The following is a 17,801-nucleotide window of genomic DNA, read 5'->3' on the forward strand; positions in this document are numbered from 1 at the left end:
TATGAAACTGAACTGTAAACGCATTGATTTTACATATATACCCGGCGAGGAAATCTTCAACTTTCCCGAGGAATCGGGACTACCCTTTCTCTTCGATGTAGAGGAAGAACTGACCGGCGATCCTGCTGCCATGGATGCGGTGGGAAAAATGCTGGATGAGGCGGAGAAATTGGCGGAGAAGGCCAAAACCGCCATCAAAGCGGCGCTGGCGGACGAGGACAGCCGCTACCATAGCGTTGTGACATTTTTCATGGAGTTCCACCGGGACGATGTAGGCCCGGATATTGCGGCGGAACTGTTTCCGGGAACCGACCCGGCCAAGCTGTCCTTTGCCGAGATGGTGGACTTTTTGAAGCTCAAGCGGTTTGGTAGTCTGGTGGATGACGAGATGGATCAACAAGTGTTCATCATGGATTTGTCCTTCAACCCGGAGATCACCGACGAGCTGATGGTAATCTACTTTGACTTAAACCAGGAGATTTTCTGTATTACCCATGAAAGCTGAGGAACAAAAAAGAGAAAAATATCTGCCCACACTTCTGATCCAGCAGATCCGCCTGCAATGGTATAAAGACTGCCGAGGCGGAAATGCGGCCGCACAGCGGAACCAGTATCCCAGAGCCATGCGGCTGCCTAAAGACTTCTTCTCCTATTATCCTTTTGGTCTGCCTACTCACTTTGCATCTATCATACAGAGGCCCGATGGATTTCAGATCGATAGGGACTGTCGCAGGCTGATGGAGTGGAAGCCGAATGGCACAATGCGACTTCACCCTTTTGAACTGATTCAGCAGGAGTCCGGAATCCATGTGCGTTACCGCAATGATTGGCACATCGGTGCGATGCCGGAGCGATATACCTACGATAAGACCGGGCAGAAACAGCCTCTCAATGAGCTGGCATTGGATTTGGCTCCCGGTGAGTATGGGAGAGCTGTCTGCAATGGGCGGTTCCGGGACTGGGATACAGGAATCTGGTATTATGTACTGGATATTTTGAATGTAATGCCGCTTACAGAACCCACTGACTCATTGACCAGTTTTACGGACAGAGAGCCTAATAAGATATATACCCAGATTGACCGACTGTGGTGACGAAAGACAGGAGGATAACCACATGATTTCCACAAAAGATTTATCTGGCCTTCCCAATGCGGAGCGCCTGAAAAACTTCTGCAAAGGGCTGGCAACTCTGGACATCATCATGGTGGAGGAGGAATGGAGCTTCATCCGCCACTATACATACAACCCCGCATGGCGAAAAGGCAAAGAGGCATTCTTTGCCACTGATGGCAGTGACCAGAGCATGATCGTCATGTTTGCGCCGGAAGGCTGTGTAATCAACGGTGTGGATTCCGAACTCTACGACTGGGAGGAAAAACTTCCCCGTATCGAATACCTGACGGATGGGATGCCCCCTGCGTTGCAAAAGCTCATGGGCAGCCGTGAAGTCAAAAAGATGAAAAGCACCTTCTGCGTCTGGACGGAAGATGGCACCACCTGGCACTGCAATCCCATGGACGGCGAGGACGCATCCAAAGATCTGCTCTCCACGATTGATGGTAATCCACAGAGCTATGTGGATTACGGGAAGTGGTTTTACCCAGCAGACCTGCCTTTGGAGGCTGTGCGCCAGCTTGCTGATGGGGTTCCGGTGACAAAAGAACTGGTCGCTGCGCTGAACCCGAAACGCAGCGAATGGGAAGAAATCAAGACGGGCCTTGATAAGATCGGATATCCAAATGAACTTTAATTCGCAGCCGACAGGAGAGGATTCGAGTGATCAAAGAACGCATCCCCATCTCCGGCGATCTCAAAAGCAAGGTCAAGCAGCTGATGGAGTACGCCGGATGGTACGAAGGCCGCAGTGTGGATATTTCCATTGCGGAGCAGTATTACGCCAATCATGGCGTCCCGATGATGAAGACCACTCAGCGGTTTTACCGCAAGTATTTCGGCCTGTGCTGCGAGTGGTACTTGGAACAGAAAAAGATGAACTGGGCAGCGGACTTTCAATTTGCTTTGTTTCCCTACCTGGTCAACGGGATCAAAAACCATTTGGAGGAGCCTATTTCCGGGATATGTCCGGCTGTGAGCTGGCGGAGATCGAACAGGCTGCCGGTCAGAAGTGCCAGCCCATCGGTCATATCGGCTACTACTACCCGGCGGAGGTCTGGATCTCCGAGTACGGGAAACTGTATGCGAAATATGAGTACCAGGATGAGATCGAGTGCTTTCCGGATGTGTTTGCCCTGATCGAACGGGAACTGCGGCAGTACAAATTTGATTCCGCTGCCATGAAAACAGTGGAGGCACTGGACGGAAAACTATGAAACAGGACTTTACGATTTGGCGCAATCAAATATTGCAGAATCCGTGGGACATTTCACCGCTGAAATTCGGAATGTCACAGGATGAGATCATGGAGGTATTTGGCAAGCCCGATGCCGTTTCCACCATGAGAAGCGGCGGAAAGCCTTTGATACTCAAATATTGTGACATTGAACTGCATTTCGATAGAAAAGCCCCTCATGGGCTCTACTTAGTTTACAGCGACGATGAGATCGAGTTGAGCATCACAGCCGAGCACGAAGAAACGCTGCAACCAATCACCAACACAGAGCCGGTGGACAATGAGTTTTTCTTTCAAGATGGAGCGGTCTATTTCTCCGGCTTATATGAAAACGGTCTGCTCAAAGGTGTTGCGCCCAAAGACTTTTGCTGCTGGCATTACTGGGGCAAATCCTCTACGGCCTGCTTTCTTGGCGGGATTCGCCTTCGTGGAGCAGATCCGGCATCGTTTCGGGTGTTAAACTATGCCTATGCGATGGACAAAACAGCCGTCTACACCACCAGCGGGAGAATCCCAGATGCAGAGCTGGCAGCCTTCCAGGTGTTGGACAAGGGCCAGAACGATTCAGGCGCGCCCCAGGGATATGCAAAGGACAGCCGGCAGGTCTACTTCCACAACGGGGACGGCAAGGTGAAGATCATCAAGGGCGCGGAGGTCTCCTCTTTCCGCTCGTTGGGTGATACCTATTTTGCCAGGGATGAGAAACGGATCTATGCCTACGGGAAGCAACTCTCAAAAGCGGATCTGACCGCATGGGAATTGCTCAGTCACTGGTATTCCCGCGATGCCAGGCGGGTGTACTACCTCAACCGGGAGATCAAGGGCGCGGATCGGGACAGTTTTACAGTTTGCACTCCTGTGGACGCGGCTCTACTTGCCGATCATCTGGCCCGCGATAAAGACCATTTTTACCAAAATGATGAGATAATGGAAGAAACACAGTGGCTGGAACAGCTGCGCAAAATGACCCAAGAACCGTAAACGGAGGAAAACAGCTATGGATTATTTGAAAATACTGCATGAAAAGCCTGATTTGGCGGATGAATTTGATTCGCTGTTTGACTTCTTCCTGCTGGATGAGTTGTCCCCGCGGGATGACGCAGAAGGCCGATGCACCTTCTCCCTACCCGGTATGGCCTTTGCCAGAGATGGCTCCGGCGGAGAATACCACCTGTTGGAAGATGGCTCCATCGGCTATTACAGCAGCGAAGGGGAGGCAGGCCGTCTGGCCGAGAGCATGGATGACCTTTTTTCCCTGCTTGTGAGCTGTATCTGCTGGCACGACTGCTGTGACACAAAGCAGTATGTAGATTCCAAAACACTGGAGGAGTATGGGCAGAGGCAGCGCAACTGTAACTTGGAAGATATGGATATGGACAGTTTGCAACGGGTGTCTGATGCCCTCGGTATCCCTACTGGTGAGCCGCTGGCTCCGGTTCTGGAGCGGTTCCGCAAAGCAACCCAGCGTGAGCCTGTGTACCAGTGTATATTTCACGAGGACGATGGAAGCCTGACTGAATCATACGGTTTGATGTTTGAATGAGAAAGGAGAAATCACGATGAAAGCATTTGACCCGAATTACAAACTGCTGGACGAAATGTATCAGGACGATTACTATCCTGCTTTTCTGGTGAACAAGGTAAAGGACGAGCTTCAGAAGGTCATCGACCTGTTGGAGAGCGGCGAAACCGACACCGATGCGGTGCAGGAAACGCTGGACGAGGCGGTCTGCGGCATCAACGATCTTCAGGAGGAATTTGACGAGAACGACAGCGAGATCGAAACGGTGGCGCGGGAATGTATTGCGGCAACCGTGGCCTACATTCTGGAGTGGTTTGGCATCCCCATTGACACTGAGGAGGCCATCCGGGAACGGGACTGGTGAGCCCTATGGCAGAAAAAGAACTGGCCCTTTGTGATGAGTGCGGCAGCCTGTTTTTCAAAGGCTCCTCACAGATGATGGGGCTGTGCCCGGAATGTGCCCATATTCTCTATGGCTACCCGAATTGTGACCATCATTTTCAGGATGGCCGGTGTGTGAACTGCTATTGGGACGGCTCGGAGAGTGTGTACATCAAGAAACTGAATCAACAGGAGGAAACTGATATGCCTACGACCGAATGGCTGAACAAATACGAATCCATCAAGGATAAACTGACCTGCAAAGTTGACTTGGAGGCCCATTTTACAGAAAAAGTGATTGGGAATATGGCGGTGGATGTGCTGGACATCGGCACCGTCCATTTCCCCACCGGGCAAATCTTCGCCTGTGATCCGCTGGTGGAGCTGGAGGACACTCTGCCCTTCCTTCAAACGATCCCCGCCGGAACTTATCCCGTGAAAATCTGCGTGGTGCCCAGCGAACAATACGGCGACCGCTACGCCTGCGTCAAGGTGGAGGTCAGCCGGGAAAAGCCTGTCCGCTATGAGCTGGGCATGGTGGGCAACGAGAATCTGGACGCGGCACTGGGAGATGATGACTACTTCGGTTTCGGCGTAGATGCCGGAATGGGGTGTATTGCAGACATCCAGACCCAGGCGGCTTTCAAAACATACTGGGCCAAGCGGCTGGAGGAGGACCCGGACATCGACCCCTACAACGACCTGTTCTGCGACTTACTGGAGGAAAACGCCCAAGCCCACCCCAAATATCAGGGGGACTGCGGCGACTGGCTCAACTGGACCGTGCCGGACACGGACTGCAACCTGCCCATCTTCTCCTCTGGCTGGGGTGACGGTTACTATCCCGTCTACTTCGGCTATGACGCAAAGGGCGAAGTCTGCGCCGTGTATGTGCGCTTCATCGACATTGAAGCCAGTTATCGAGAGCAGGATTAAAAATGTGACAGAACAAAGGAGAGCGCCATGAAAGCCAACGCCGGAGAGGTCTATACAGTCTATAACCAATATCTGAAACGCTACACCGCCTGCCAGGTGGCCTATATTGCGCCGCCGGACACGGTGAGCAAAGAATCTTGGGCGGTGGTCCTCTCTCTGGATTGGGTGGGCGACGCCCCTCTGACTGCGGAGGAACTGCCCCATCTCCGCCCGCTCTACAAGGACTTCATGTACTGGTCCCGCGACCTCCACCTGCTGCGGGTGCCGTTGGAGGTCCCGCCCCAGTACACGCTGGTTGGCACACTGCCGCCCTTCACCGACCAGCCCTGCCGCTCCTATGGAGGCTGGAGTGACGGCTATGATGTGTACCTCCAGATCCGGTGGCAGGCCATTCCGGAGGAACGGCGGCGGGCCTTCAAGGAGGCCATGGAGAGCGAAGAGAAAACGGAGATCGGCGGTATCCCGGTGAAGGTCAGCAGCCATCGGGTGATGGACCAGTACGCACCATTCGATTCGGCACTGGAACTAAAGGCTCTGCCCTGCCTCTCCGAACTCATCTGCCAGCGGTGGCACCCGGATCTGCTGGAATTTCTGAGGGGGAATCCCTTTATCAGTGAGCTGACCCTGCTGAACCACGGTCAGAGGACACTTGATCTGCGGGGCACCAGCATCAGAAAGCTGATGCTGGACATGACCGGGCTGGAGGAGCTATGGCTGTGTGAGGGAACGGAGCAGCTCCTGTTCCAGAACAAGGGGCTGGACGCCTGTACCATCCATGCCCCCGAAGATGGCAGCGGCTTGACCCTCCAATTTATCGGGGAATACTGCCCGCACACGGAACTGCCGAACTTACGGGGGCTGCATGGCATCGAGCTGAAGGACTTTGATCTGACCGGGCTGGCTGCTGTCCATCCCCATCTGAAGGAGCTGCGGCTCTGGGGCGCGCCGGGAAACCTGCAAAACTTCTCCGCTGTGGGAGCGTTCCGGGAACTGACGAACCTCTCCACCTTTGATCTGTTCGGCTTCGGGGCGGACGACATCCCCACCCCGGAGCAGATGCCGGAGCTTCGCTGGTTCTGGATGACCAGCCTGCCGGAAGATGCGGCAAAAGCGGCAAAGCAGCTCTGGAAAAGCAAGCCGGGAATGGATCTGCGGATCACCAAGCCCCGGAAACCGGAGTGGCTGGCGCAAAACCTGGACAACCCCTTCCGGGGCTGGGACGGCGCGGAGCATATCCCTGCCGCCGCTGCAAAAAAAGCAGCCAACCAATACCGCAAGACTCGCTCCCTGCTGATGAAGCTGGCCACTGAACCGGGCGAGGACGCCCAGGCCCAGGCGATGGATGCGGTGACAGCCTACACCCAGACTTTCAACAAGATGGGCTTTATCGAAACCGAGGAGCGGGATGAAATTTACATGGCTCTGCGGGGTATCCTGGATGCCCTGCCGGATGGCACGCTCCAGAAGGATGCCCTGATGGAGAAGTTTGAGCAGTTGAGGGATTTTTGAAAGGGGTGTCACATTGAGCTACACAAAATTCAGCAAAGAAGTAACCAAGTGGCTGAAAGACAATGGTCTGCCCTGCTATGGGACAGCCAACGATAGCCCCGAAGAAACAAAGGCCCGGCTGGACGCATGGATGCGCGGGATCAAAGAGATACTGCGCCAGTGGATCACAGAAAAGCGTTACCGTGAACTGATCTCCTGCGCCCACGGAGGCTGGTATCAGGATGATGTAATTTTTGAGCCCTTGGCTGAACACTTTGTGGCGAACCACCTGTTTGATGAACTGCGGTTTCTCTGCGAGCGCGGCATCCGTTTTTCTGCGGAAGATATGCTGTCCACCATTCAATCTGAGAAAGAGGAGCACGGGTCGCTTGATATAGAAACCATTCGGAACATAGATGTTCCAAGCTATGTGGCAGGCCGCAGTTATTCCCATTTGGGGGAAATCGCAAAATACAGGAAACGGGCACTGGATCAGATCATCCGCTATATAGGCTATCTGGAGCAGATCCACGCGCCTGCGGAGTATCTGGAACAGGTAAAATTCCTGCAAAAGATCGTTGCGGATCTGACAATCAAAGCAAAGGATTTGAAACCATTCCGATTTCGGCTGTGAAAGCAATTTCTTGAAAGGAGCGTGTGGGCGTATGAGCCGAATTGTTGATGAACCCTACTTTACATACAGTGCATACGACGCCCTCACCTCCGGCATTCAGGTGAAATGCCCCAAGTGTCATGGCACGGGCGTGGTGACCGCGGATGAGGATAATGCCTATTTCCGCTGCCTGAGCTGCGGCCATCAGGTGGCCCGTGATCGGACGATCTACCGCTACGATGTCCATAACCAGTGCAAAAACTGCGGCAGGTACTACCGGGTGGATATTGAAGATGAGGAAAGGCAGCACTTTTCCGTTCTCCATGTGGCCTGCCCCTATTGTGGGACAACCATGCCGGGAGAAGTCCATAAAACAGCGGAGGCGTTTTCATATATTGGCGAAATCAGGGATGGACGAGAACCTTATTTCGGGTTGGAACTATGGTTTTTGACTTCATTTCAGGGAAAACCTGTATGGGCACTCAACCGAGAACATCTTGCCTATCTGATCGGCTATCTCAGCGCCGACCTGCGGGAAAAGCCGCCGGGAAGAGCGAAAATGACCCAGGCCGACCATCTCCCCACCTTTATGAAAACCGCAAAGAACCGGGAGCGGATCGTGAAGCTACTGAGGCAAATGCAGGAGAAATGAAGATGGAACAGAAAGTGATTTACAACGGCCAAATTCTTACTCTGACTCGGTTTTGGGCAACAGGAGAGCCTTGCCTGTGGATCACCGACCCACAGCAGATCGGAATGCCTAAAATGGAATTTGTGGGAGGCCACCCGGACGAATACTGCATTTTCCTGAAGAATCTGACTGAAACAGAACTGTCACAGATCACATCTCTGGACGGTGCTCCACTGGATGTAAAAGAAGAACGAAACGACATCGAATGAGGAGAACACTATGAAAGACCTTTGCCAATACGGAAACCGACCGGAGGACGAATGGGAAATCTTGCCCTGGATACCTGACCCGCGCCCGCCCTTCAAAATTTGGGCGAAGCCGGAGCAGATCGCGCCATTCTTTCTCATTCCCCACCACCCCTATGCGATCTCCCTTCTGCTGAAAATCAGTGACGGATTCCGGACAGAGGAATTCCGACGGCTGGGACTGATCGGCAGCAGCGAGGATTGGGAGCGGCTTGTCCGGGGCGTGATCCAGGAGTTCGAGGAAAACAACAGCGGCGTGGATCTGTTTCACTTCGACTCCGACGAAGATGTGTTCTGCGTGTACTCCCAATACATCGATGACCTGATGCTGCTGGCAAAAATGATCCGAGTAGCCTGTGCCGATGAAAAAGCGATGCGGACTTATCTTGGCAAGATCGAGTACATCAAGCTCTTTTGGGAGGGCGCACCGGAGGGTGAACCAGCGGTCATCCTCTATGAAGTGGATACCGAAAATGAGCGGCTGGCCCATCGCTCCATCGACATTTTTGCAGATGGCCGCACCCACAACAACCCTGACCTTTACGACGGTGCCATCGAGATTACGCCGATCCCCACTGTGGAGGAGTTGAACGCCCATGTCTGGGGCGAGGAATTCCACGCCTGCATCATAGAGCAGGCGGAATTTGAGGCCATCTGGGAGAGCCACGCCTATAATGAAGAATTAAAGGGGACGGGAGAAATTGGATGAAACAGACAGATATTTATACCGAAGCTCTGACCTGTCTGCGCTCCATCCTTCTGGCAGACCATCCAGAGTTCCAAAACTGGATTGACTGGCTGGAACGGGATATTGAGGACTGGACCCAGCGGCGGGAGGTCGCCCACCACCTTCGGGCTTATGGCGGCATGGGCTCGTTCAATGACCTGCCCAGTATGCGTGGAAATCACGACTACATTTTCGGCTTTCTCAAGTCCGTGTGCTATGCCTTCGGCCATCTTTATGGCAAACGGGAAGGCATTTCTCCGGAGGCACTGATGGAGGAGTGCCTGCACGATGTAGAGCAGGCAGCCTATCACTCATATAAGGCACTGAACCAAGCCATTGCCCAGCACTTGATGCAGGGCGATTTGCAAGAGAATCTGGATCGGCTGTAGGAGGACAAACGATGGTTCAAGCGTGGCGCAAGGTGGATTTTGGCACTGGAACAGTCACCTTTTTGGATGACACACAAAAAGAAGATATGCTGCAAGTGGAATATCCAAACGGATTTTTGTTGGATATGGGCTGGTATCAGGACAGATACATCATTTCTATCATTCATAATTTTGATTGGACGCATCCAGTCAAGCGGTATGAAACGGCAGACGGAAATCAGCTTCCCGCGCTGTTGACAGAGGCAGTTCGCTTTGTAGAAAAGAAATCGCGGACTGCCGAACGGGAGAAATCAGAGGTGAACATGATGCAGGTAAGAAAATTGGAGGGATACCGTGACAAAATCAAGGCCGCTTATGAAGCAAGTGCCTTCACAAAGGGTACCCGCCCAGAACCGGAGGATGCTGTGAAACGATTTGAAAGCAGGTATACTCCCATCCCAGCAGAGTACCGCTGGCTGCTTTTGAACTTCGGCGGCTGCTATTTGGCGGAGCCGTGGATCTTCACACTGAAAGAGTTGGAAGAAGCCTACCCGATTTTTCAAGAGGCTTATGAGGATTACATGAGCGAATATGACCACGGCCCCACCTTTCCAATCGGAGGCTTGGGTGACGGGAGTATCGTATTTATCGACTTGGAGAGCGGCAGAGTCCGGGGCTATAACCGTGACTATGCCGATCTGGAGGAGATTGCCGAGAATTTTTCCAGCCTGCTCCTGGGCCTTGTGGAACAGGCATTGGAACTGGGAAACCTGTGCAAAGAATTGTGAGGTAAGCGTATGGCAAAGGACATCAGGGAGTGCCTGCTGGAGCAGGTAGGAAAATTTCATCAGTGGCAGGAAATCACTTATCCCGGAAAAACCACCGAGGAGATCGGCGGTGCATGGGAGGTCGATTACCCTGCGTGGAATGATATATTTGATGCCTTTTGCCATGTGTTGACCCAAATGGATGCAGAAACAGCAGACAGCGTCCTACTGGATGAGATGGTCTATCTGATCGCCAGGGACAACGAAGCGGAGGGGTTTATACAGGAGACCACTTCCCATCCCCAATGGTTCGAGCGCCTCTGCCGCAGGGCCGCAGCCTCCAATGAGAGTGAGGCCAAGTGGCAGTTTGCCGCATATCTGTCAGAATGTCCGTGCAGCCAGGAAGTCAAAGACATGATCCTGGACTTCGCAAAGGACCCCAATGAATATGTAAGCCGGCGGGCACTTTTGGCGATGCCCGCTCTGCGTCCTGACTGTGTGGAGCAGTTCGCTCCGCTGTTCTGGGAGCGCAACTGTTACTCTCCTGAACTTCCGGAATACCAGCGGATCGCCGTTCTGGTCTCACTGGACGCCATCCATTCCGACCTGCTTCCACAATACTTGGAACGGGCCAAGCAGGATGGTCGGAGCTATCTGCTGGAACACGCAAAACGAATCGAAGGAGGACTTGCCATGAACGAAAAACTGTCCCGTCCCCAATTCAATCAAATGGATACAACCGAGAAGCAAACGCTGATGGAAAGCTTGGCTGATCGTTATGATATGACCTTTCTCGGTCTACATACCTTTGACCGTTGGGGCCAGAGCTACACCACCGGCATCTTCGAGAAAGATGGCCGGGAGTTCGTCTTTGTCCCCGGCGATACCGTCACCCTGGGCTGGGAGCAGTTTGCCGTGGGACTGAATCAGGAGAGCCGGGAGGAATTGGAGTATCTGTTCCGAGAATGGGAAATGGAGCGGGACCCGGAGGAGATGATTCGGGAAAGCATGGCTCCTGTTCGGCAGGCGGCCATTGGACCCATGCTGGTGGGCCGGGAGCTGGAGGAAATTAACTGGGAGCCAGTCAAAATGGATGATCCCAGACTGACTGTCCACCCTGACTGGCTGAAGGAATTCCGTGATTTTGCCTGGAGTGACAGCAGCAGTCTTACCTTGCATCAGTCGGCCCGCATTGAGCGGACGGAAAAGGGCTTTCAGATCTGTATCTATAACCACACAGACTACGATGCGCTTCTTGCCATGCTGGAAAACAGGGGCTTCTCCCTGCCCACGGCGGACGAGTGGGCCTACCTGTGTGGCGGCGGGTGTCGGACCCTGTTTCCATGGGGAGATGGGTTAGACTACTCCATGCGTCTGCACTGGTTTGAGAACATGGATGAGGATGAGAACCGGCCCTATGACATGGAGGAACCCAACTTCTTCGGCCTGTCCATCGCCTACGATCCCTATATGCGGGAAGTGGTGCAGGCTGATAGGCTTACCACCTGCGGCGGCGATGGCGGATGCAATATCTGCGGAGGGCTGGGTCCATTTCTCGGTTTCCTGCCCTGTTCGCCCCACTGTAAGCCAGAAGTGCAGGAGGACAATGAACTAAACGGAGATTATGACTTTTATCGGCCTATCATTCGGTTGGAGAACTATGATTGACAATAGAAGCTTGATACGAAATAAAGAAAGAGAGGTGCCGACATGGGAGCATGGGGCATAAAAGCATTAGAGCGTGACGAAGGGTTGGATGTACTGGACATCCTCAAAAATGAATATGTACCGGAGCATCTGGTAATGGATCTGGGTGAGATGATCGAACTGATGAAAGAGGAAGGTATGTTGGGAGAAGATCTCTCCGACATCGACTTTCTCTATGATAACACCGCTATGGCTCTGGCGGAGCTGTATTTCCAATGGAAGGATAACAGCAAGCTGGACTACGATCATGAAGAAGCTATATGGGATAAAGTCACCGGTTTCACAGCATCCAAAGAAGCCCTTGCCTTCCTGCTGCGGCAGCTCACCGACATCAAAAACGAGGTGCCGGACGAGGACGGCATCCGTGAGATTGTGGATCTTTGGAAGAACGAGGACAGCGGTGAGATCGCTCCTGCGTGGTTGGAACATTTGGGCTGGCTCATCAAGCGACTGATCTCAGAACAGGAGGTGTGACAGATGTATATCAAAAAATACTGGGGCAACTTTATCGGAGGCTCGGATGACAGTCTGAACCTTGTGGCCTTTTTAGAAGACCAGAAGAAAGAGGAAATCCCCCTCAGCGAAATCTTCACCAAGATTGGGCTGGACAAGCAGAACTGGGGCTTCCGCCAGACTGTGGAGTATCTGGAGTTCACCCACTCCAGTGGTGTGGAAATGGATTTTCACTTTGCTATTGATGTGGTCACCGACCTGGCCGCCATCCTGCTGGAGTGCAGCGTCAGCGGCAGTGTGAACCTCCAAGATCTGGACGAGTACAACACCCCCCCCCGCCGTATCCGCATCACCGCCACGCCGGAGGAACACGACGCAATGAACAAGTCCCTGGCGGATTTCGCCCAGAACCCGCTGGAATACGACCTCAGCGAGATGATGGACGACGAGGAGATCCAGGAGATGGCTCGGGATGTGGAGGCGCTGCGGAAGGATCTGTACGAGGCCGCTGGCCGCAACCGGGACTACCATGTGAAAGCGGAGGATGTGAAATCTCTACTCTCTGACTGGAAGGGTGCCGATGGCTGCATTGCCACCAACCGCATCACGGTAGAGGGCTGCAAGGTTGGCTACTGCTACCGGGAGAAGCCGGACGGCGACTGGGACAGCGGCTGGCGCTTCACCGCCGGTGATGAGAGCGAGGAGTACATGGACGACCCCAACAATGCCGGGATTTACAAGCTGAACACAATCTGCAACGACGATCCCGACATCATCCCTCTGCTGAACACCCCTGCTCCCTGCGCCTTTGAGCGGGATGAGAACGGCGTGTTCCAGCAAATCAAAGACTGGAAACCGGATGAGGACGAGGAGGACCCGGATATGGATATTTTGAAGCAGTGCCAGAAGTGGCATGAGGAGGACAAACACCAGAAAATCGTAGACGCGCTGGAGGCCATCCCTACCGAGGAGCGTACCCCGGAAATGGATATGGAGCTGGCGCGAGCCTACAACAATCTGGCGGACTCCAGCGAACCGGAGGGAAGAAAGCAGCTTCACCGGGCACTGGAATTGATGCAGTGCCACGAGGAGGAACTGGGAGATACTTATTCCTGGAATTTCCGCATGGGGTATGCCTATTATTATCTGGATCAGGAGGGCCGCGCTCTGCGGTATTTTGAAAAAGCTCTGGAACAGCATCCCGGTGATGATCCGAAACTTAACACCCGACAAGACATTGAGGATTTGATCGACTGGTGCACGAAAGGCATTTCTCTGCCCCAGTTCTCGGAGTGCTTCCGAGAGCGGACAGAGAACTGGTGGGAAACCTTTGCCGAGATGGAAGCAGAATTGCGCCAGATGATGGATGAGGACAAAGATCATACCCGCGGCGCAGAACTCGTGGCCCAAATGGAGGACACCCTGAATCTGGTTTTTGATGAAATTTCCTTCGAGCTGGGCTTCAATGGCGAAAAGCATGAGCTGATCCTCACCCCGGAGGGTAATAAGGTCAAGCTGTTTGAGCTGGTCTACTTCCAGAAACACGCCCCAAAGGAGGTGCTGGAGCACTGGAACATCCTTGTGGGCCGTCAGCCCTCCCAGAATATCGGCCTGCGTACCGACGACAGCTGGGACATCTCCGGTGAGGATGTGCAGATCTGGCTGGAGGAACAGGGCGAAAACAGTTTCAACATCTCCGCCTACTGTGAAAAGCTGCTGCCTATGCTCCGGGAGGCGGAAGGCCGAGTCTGGTGGATGCTCACCACCCTCACCGATCAGATACTGGGCGAGATCCCCCACATGAGATACATAGACAGTTTTGATGTGCTGGAGGAACCCAAGGCAGAGCCGTCCTTCCTCCTGTCCCAGCTGCCCGACAAACTGCGGGAGCAGGGCCTGGAGCTCTCCACCGATCCGGAGGCCTATCTGGAGAGCTATCTTGGCTACGAAATGAAACCCAATGAAGACCCCAACGCCGATTGGCGGCTGGATGTAATGGCCGGTTCCACCTGCTGTGTGCCGCTCATCAACGGCTATCTGAATGCCGACAACGACTTTATGGACGATCTCCATGCCGACGGAGCGGTAGCGGGCTTTTTCTGCTATCCCCTGGATACCTTGCGGGAGGAGGAAGGATCGGAAAAGATTTTCGACTTCCGGGACAAGCTGGAGGAATTGTTCACCACCGTGGACGGATCGGAGATGCTCGCCCTCATCGGCGGGGCCACCGGCCTCTACTGTGGCTATGTGGACTTCATCGCCTGGGACATCCGAGAGGCGCTGAACATGGCGAAAGAGTTCTTTGAAGGCACGGATATCCCATGGGCCATCTTCCACACCTTCCGCCGTGAAGCCGGTTCTGTACCTCTAAAGCAACAAGATGATGGGACAGAAACTGAAAATCAGGATGACGAGTTGGATGAAACGCTTACGGGCATGGACTATATTCCTTATACCCAACAGGACGCCGAAGCATTCTTCGCTCAGCTGGAGCAGTGGAACGACGAGGACGAGTACACCCGCTGCATCCAGGCACTCAATGCCATCCCAGAGGACTGGAGGAACTATCGCACCGCCTACGCCCTGGCACGGGCGCTGGAGAACTACGCCATCATCGGGGACCATGATGAGGGTACTTTGAAATTCAAGGGAGACAAAGCCCTCCAGAGGGCCATTGAGGTGCTGGAGTCCGTCCGGGAGGAAGGTCAGGACAAGGCGGAGTGGAATATGCGGATGGCCTACGGCTATCAGTATCTCTATGGTCAGGAGGAAAAGGCCATTCCCTACGCCCAGCGGTGGGCAGAGCTGGACCCGGAGGATGAAAATGCCCCGGCGGTAATTCGGGAGTGTAAGGCGGAGATCCGGAAACGCCAGCGCAGCCGGAAGAAGAAGGCCAAATTCGTGCCCGGTGATACCCCATTTGAGGGTTTCGACCTCACCAACTTCTGGGATGATAATTGGTATGCACTGAAAGAATATGTCAGTGATCCGCCTTCCGATGAGCTGATTGCCAGCGTGGAGGAGGAACTGGGCTACAAGCTGCCCGCCGCCTATATCTGGCTGATGAAGCAGCACAACGGTGGCATTCCGATGAACACCTGCTATCCCTGCGATGAGCCTACCTGTTGGGCAGATGATCATGTGGCCATCACCGGCATTTTCGGAATCGGACGGGAAAAGAACTGCTCCCTCTGTGGAGAGATGGGCAGTCAGTTTATGATCGATGAGTGGGAGTATCCTGCCATCGGCGTGGCCATCTGCGACTGTCCAAGCGCCGGACACGATATGATTTTCCTGGACTACCGGGCTTGCGGTCCCCAGGGAGAGCCTGCGGTAGTCCATGTGGATCAGGAAAATGACTATAAAATCACCCATCTGGCAGATAGCTTTGAGGAATTTATCCGCGGACTGGAGCATGAATCCCTCTATGATCCGGATGAAGATGTAGAGGATCTTAACGAAGATGTTGATGCTGACGAGGAAGAAACCGACCATAAGGGCTCCTTTGCCGGGTCTGTGCTCCTCTCCAAAGTAGAGTGGGACAAGGAGCAGTTGATTCGGGATCTACGGGAAGAATGGGGCATCGTAGATGAGGAGCCGGATGAGGGCGACGAAGACGATGAGAACAGCGATGACGCTGTGGTAATGCGGGTCGGCGGAATGATGCTGATCGTGACACTCTTCCACGGTCACATCCCGGACAATGAAGCTGAGATCAACGCCGAAAACAACTATATGTGGCCAGAGGCCGTAGAAGTGACCAAAGCGCACAAGGCCCATATCATGGTGGCTGTGTTGGGCGAGGAGGAAAAACTGCTGGAACGCGGTAAGCTGTTCACCAAGGCGATGGCAGTGTGCTGCAAGCAGAAATACGCCACCGGTGTCTACACCAGCGGCGTGGTATTTGAGCCTCGTTTCTATGAGGGCCTTGCCGATATGATAAAAGAGGACGAGCTGCCCATCTTCAACTGGGTCTGGTTCGGCCTGTACCGGAGCGAGGGGGGCCTAAACGGCTACACCTACGGCATGGATGTGTTCGGCAAGGAGGAAATGGAAGTGCTGAACACTGACGCCGAGCCGGAGGATCTGCGGGACTTTTTGGCCAGCCTTGCCTCCTATGTGCTGGCGTGTGATGTGACGCTGCAAGACGGCGAAACCATCGGTTTTTCTGCGGATGATAAGCACACCATCACCCGCAGCCCCGGTGTCTCTCTGCCGGAGGAGCAGATGACTCTGAAAATCTCCTATGAGCCCACAGAAGTAGAGCCAGAGACTGACGATGACAGCATAGGAATGGATGATGTTTCCTATCATATTGAGAGCATTGAGGAAAAAGAGCTTCCCATTGACCCCATCAACGCCTACAATCACATGGCGATTTATTTGCGCTGGTGCATGGAGCATGACTTGATGGGCGAAAAATTCCTGGAAGAGCATGGTGATGTGGTAAACCAGGTCAAAGCCGATCCAGGCAGCACAGACCTGCGAACATTCATCCGGGAGGAGTTATTCGGCTGTCTATTTTCGGCTCTGTTCAACCAGAAAGGCCGTGCCTTTGCCCATTATTACTATGGAGAAAATGATGCGCCCTATTATCCTGCCGACATTGATGACTATGCCCTGAAATATTTTGGTCCGTCCCGGTATCACTCCAATGAATTTCAACAGGAGACATATTTATTTATCCCCTTTGATGAGAAATACTATCAGGCCATGGCCAAGGTCATTGAAAAACGCTTTGTCAACTGGCAGGGACAGGACTTTGACGAGGATACGCTGGAGCCTTCCGAGGTGGCGCAGGCCATTATGGAGTATCTGGACTGTGAGTGCACCTATTTCCCGTCTATGGCAGATGATGATCCCATCATGTCAGCATACAGCTACGCCCGGCGGCTGGGCGTGCGGGAGGACTTTATTCCTGTTCTCATCAAGCCGGATGAAACGCTGTTGGAGTGTCTGGTGATGAATGCCGACCCGGAAAACGATGCAGACTGCTATGAATTTAACCCCAAAGCTGTGGAGGAATACCGGAAGAAGATGCTCTCCGCTCCCGTCAAGGACGGAAAGGCGGTTCTGGAGGAATTGACCGGCCAGCGCAAAGAAGAAGCCGAGGAGGATGATATGGACTGGGAGGAGGAAATTATTGGTGAGATAGACGGCGGTATCAACAACGACCGCTTCGCAAGTTATTGGGATTCTGATACCAATATGACCGTTCCGCTAATTCTGGCTAAAATTCCGGTAAAGAACCCCTGGGAGATCTTTGCCTACCTGCCCTTCGGAAACTGGAATGAATGTCCTGATACGCTGGAGCTAATGGCAGTGGCGAAATACTGGTTCGAGCAGTATGACGCGGTGCCTGCCGCCATGAGCCACGATGAGCTGGAGTTTCTGCTCCCGGCTCCTGTCCCCAAGGAGAAGGCCATAGATGTAGCTGTGGAACAATACGGTTTTTGTCCTGATTTGGACCAAAATGCAAGTATTGGCACTTTGGCTGATACTATACACCAATCCACCGTCTGGTATTTCTGGTGGGATTGATGGGAGGTGC

Annotated in this window: 19 protein-coding genes; 18 read left to right on the top strand and 1 reads right to left on the bottom strand. The window is 53.5% G+C overall.

Features of this window, described 5'->3' with window-relative positions:
* Position 1: 1 nt before the first annotated feature.
* The 3 genes from BN6539_RS04380 to BN6539_RS04390 are packed head-to-tail and all read left to right on the top strand — an operon-like array spanning position 2 to position 1,752.
* On the top strand, positions 2 to 505 hold the full coding sequence (locus tag BN6539_RS04380) for a DUF2004 domain-containing protein (protein WP_002569143.1): 504 nt from the start codon (positions 2 to 4) through the stop codon (positions 503 to 505).
* Complete coding sequence (locus BN6539_RS04385; protein WP_002569142.1) at positions 495 to 1,094, top strand: hypothetical protein; 600 nt, start codon at positions 495 to 497, stop codon at positions 1,092 to 1,094. Before BN6539_RS04380 ends, BN6539_RS04385 begins: the two co-directional genes overlap by 11 nt.
* A gap of 22 nt (positions 1,095 to 1,116) precedes the next feature.
* Positions 1,117 to 1,752 carry a hypothetical protein gene (locus BN6539_RS04390; RefSeq protein ID WP_002592902.1) on the top strand — a complete coding sequence of 212 codons (636 nt, stop codon included), beginning with the start codon at positions 1,117 to 1,119 and terminating at the stop codon, positions 1,750 to 1,752.
* Here the strand turns inward: BN6539_RS04390 and BN6539_RS22885 are convergent.
* Entirely contained in the window at positions 1,749 to 1,907 is a 159-nt protein-coding gene (locus BN6539_RS22885) for a hypothetical protein (RefSeq protein ID WP_207742681.1), read from the bottom strand. The genes BN6539_RS04390 and BN6539_RS22885 overlap by 4 nt on opposite strands.
* On the opposite strand from BN6539_RS22885, the gene BN6539_RS21775 reads away from it, so the two are divergent.
* From BN6539_RS21775 to BN6539_RS04470, 15 genes are all read left to right on the top strand, one after another.
* Positions 1,836 to 2,255 (top strand): SUKH-3 domain-containing protein, encoded by a 420-nt coding sequence (locus tag BN6539_RS21775; protein WP_242869401.1) that lies wholly within the window; start codon positions 1,836 to 1,838, stop codon positions 2,253 to 2,255. The two genes, BN6539_RS22885 and BN6539_RS21775, sit on opposite strands and share 72 nt — an antisense overlap.
* A gap of 73 nt (positions 2,256 to 2,328) precedes the next feature.
* On the top strand, positions 2,329 to 3,333 hold the full coding sequence (locus BN6539_RS04405; RefSeq protein ID WP_002569139.1) for a DKNYY domain-containing protein: 1,005 nt from the start codon (positions 2,329 to 2,331) through the stop codon (positions 3,331 to 3,333).
* A 16-nt stretch (positions 3,334 to 3,349) separates the two neighbouring features.
* Positions 3,350 to 3,895: a hypothetical protein gene (locus BN6539_RS04410; RefSeq protein WP_002569138.1), complete on the top strand. Its 546-nt coding sequence runs from the start codon at positions 3,350 to 3,352 to the stop codon at positions 3,893 to 3,895.
* Between the two features lie 16 nt (positions 3,896 to 3,911).
* Entirely contained in the window at positions 3,912 to 4,238 is a 327-nt protein-coding gene (locus tag BN6539_RS04415; RefSeq protein ID WP_002569137.1) for a DUF5713 family protein, read from the top strand.
* A 5-nt stretch (positions 4,239 to 4,243) separates the two neighbouring features.
* Entirely contained in the window at positions 4,244 to 5,191 is a 948-nt protein-coding gene (locus BN6539_RS04420; protein ID WP_002569136.1) for a DUF4241 domain-containing protein, read from the top strand.
* 27 nt (positions 5,192 to 5,218) lie between these two features.
* Positions 5,219 to 6,700, top strand: a complete 1,482-nt coding sequence (locus BN6539_RS04425) for a hypothetical protein (protein ID WP_002569135.1) — start codon at positions 5,219 to 5,221, stop codon at positions 6,698 to 6,700.
* A gap of 13 nt (positions 6,701 to 6,713) precedes the next feature.
* On the top strand, positions 6,714 to 7,313 hold the full coding sequence (locus BN6539_RS04430; RefSeq protein ID WP_002569134.1) for a hypothetical protein: 600 nt from the start codon (positions 6,714 to 6,716) through the stop codon (positions 7,311 to 7,313).
* Positions 7,314 to 7,344: 31 nt separating this feature from the next.
* Positions 7,345 to 7,944: a hypothetical protein gene (locus BN6539_RS04435; RefSeq protein ID WP_002569133.1), complete on the top strand. Its 600-nt coding sequence runs from the start codon at positions 7,345 to 7,347 to the stop codon at positions 7,942 to 7,944.
* A 2-nt stretch (positions 7,945 to 7,946) separates the two neighbouring features.
* Positions 7,947 to 8,192: a hypothetical protein gene (locus BN6539_RS04440; protein ID WP_002569132.1), complete on the top strand. Its 246-nt coding sequence runs from the start codon at positions 7,947 to 7,949 to the stop codon at positions 8,190 to 8,192.
* A gap of 10 nt (positions 8,193 to 8,202) precedes the next feature.
* Positions 8,203 to 8,937 (top strand): Imm51 family immunity protein, encoded by a 735-nt coding sequence (locus BN6539_RS23540; protein WP_002569131.1) that lies wholly within the window; start codon positions 8,203 to 8,205, stop codon positions 8,935 to 8,937.
* Positions 8,934 to 9,344 (top strand): DUF6966 domain-containing protein, encoded by a 411-nt coding sequence (locus BN6539_RS04450; protein ID WP_002569130.1) that lies wholly within the window; start codon positions 8,934 to 8,936, stop codon positions 9,342 to 9,344. Before BN6539_RS23540 ends, BN6539_RS04450 begins: the two co-directional genes overlap by 4 nt.
* Positions 9,345 to 9,355: 11 nt before the next feature.
* Positions 9,356 to 10,111, top strand: coding sequence for an SMI1/KNR4 family protein (locus tag BN6539_RS23205; protein ID WP_002569129.1), 756 nt, complete (start codon positions 9,356 to 9,358; stop codon positions 10,109 to 10,111).
* A gap of 9 nt (positions 10,112 to 10,120) precedes the next feature.
* The gene (locus BN6539_RS23545; protein ID WP_002569128.1) at positions 10,121 to 11,758 is read left to right on the top strand and encodes a hypothetical protein; all 1,638 of its coding nucleotides are present in this window, start codon (positions 10,121 to 10,123) and stop codon (positions 11,756 to 11,758) included.
* A 42-nt stretch (positions 11,759 to 11,800) separates the two neighbouring features.
* Positions 11,801 to 12,271: a DUF4259 domain-containing protein gene (locus BN6539_RS04465; RefSeq protein ID WP_002569127.1), complete on the top strand. Its 471-nt coding sequence runs from the start codon at positions 11,801 to 11,803 to the stop codon at positions 12,269 to 12,271.
* 3 nt (positions 12,272 to 12,274) lie between these two features.
* Positions 12,275 to 17,791: an immunity protein Imm33 domain-containing protein gene (locus BN6539_RS04470; protein ID WP_067534329.1), complete on the top strand. Its 5,517-nt coding sequence runs from the start codon at positions 12,275 to 12,277 to the stop codon at positions 17,789 to 17,791.
* Positions 17,792 to 17,801 lie beyond the last annotated feature (10 nt).

Source organism: Emergencia timonensis (assembly GCF_900086585.1).
Lineage (GTDB): Bacteria > Bacillota > Clostridia > Peptostreptococcales > Anaerovoracaceae > Senimuribacter > Senimuribacter timonensis.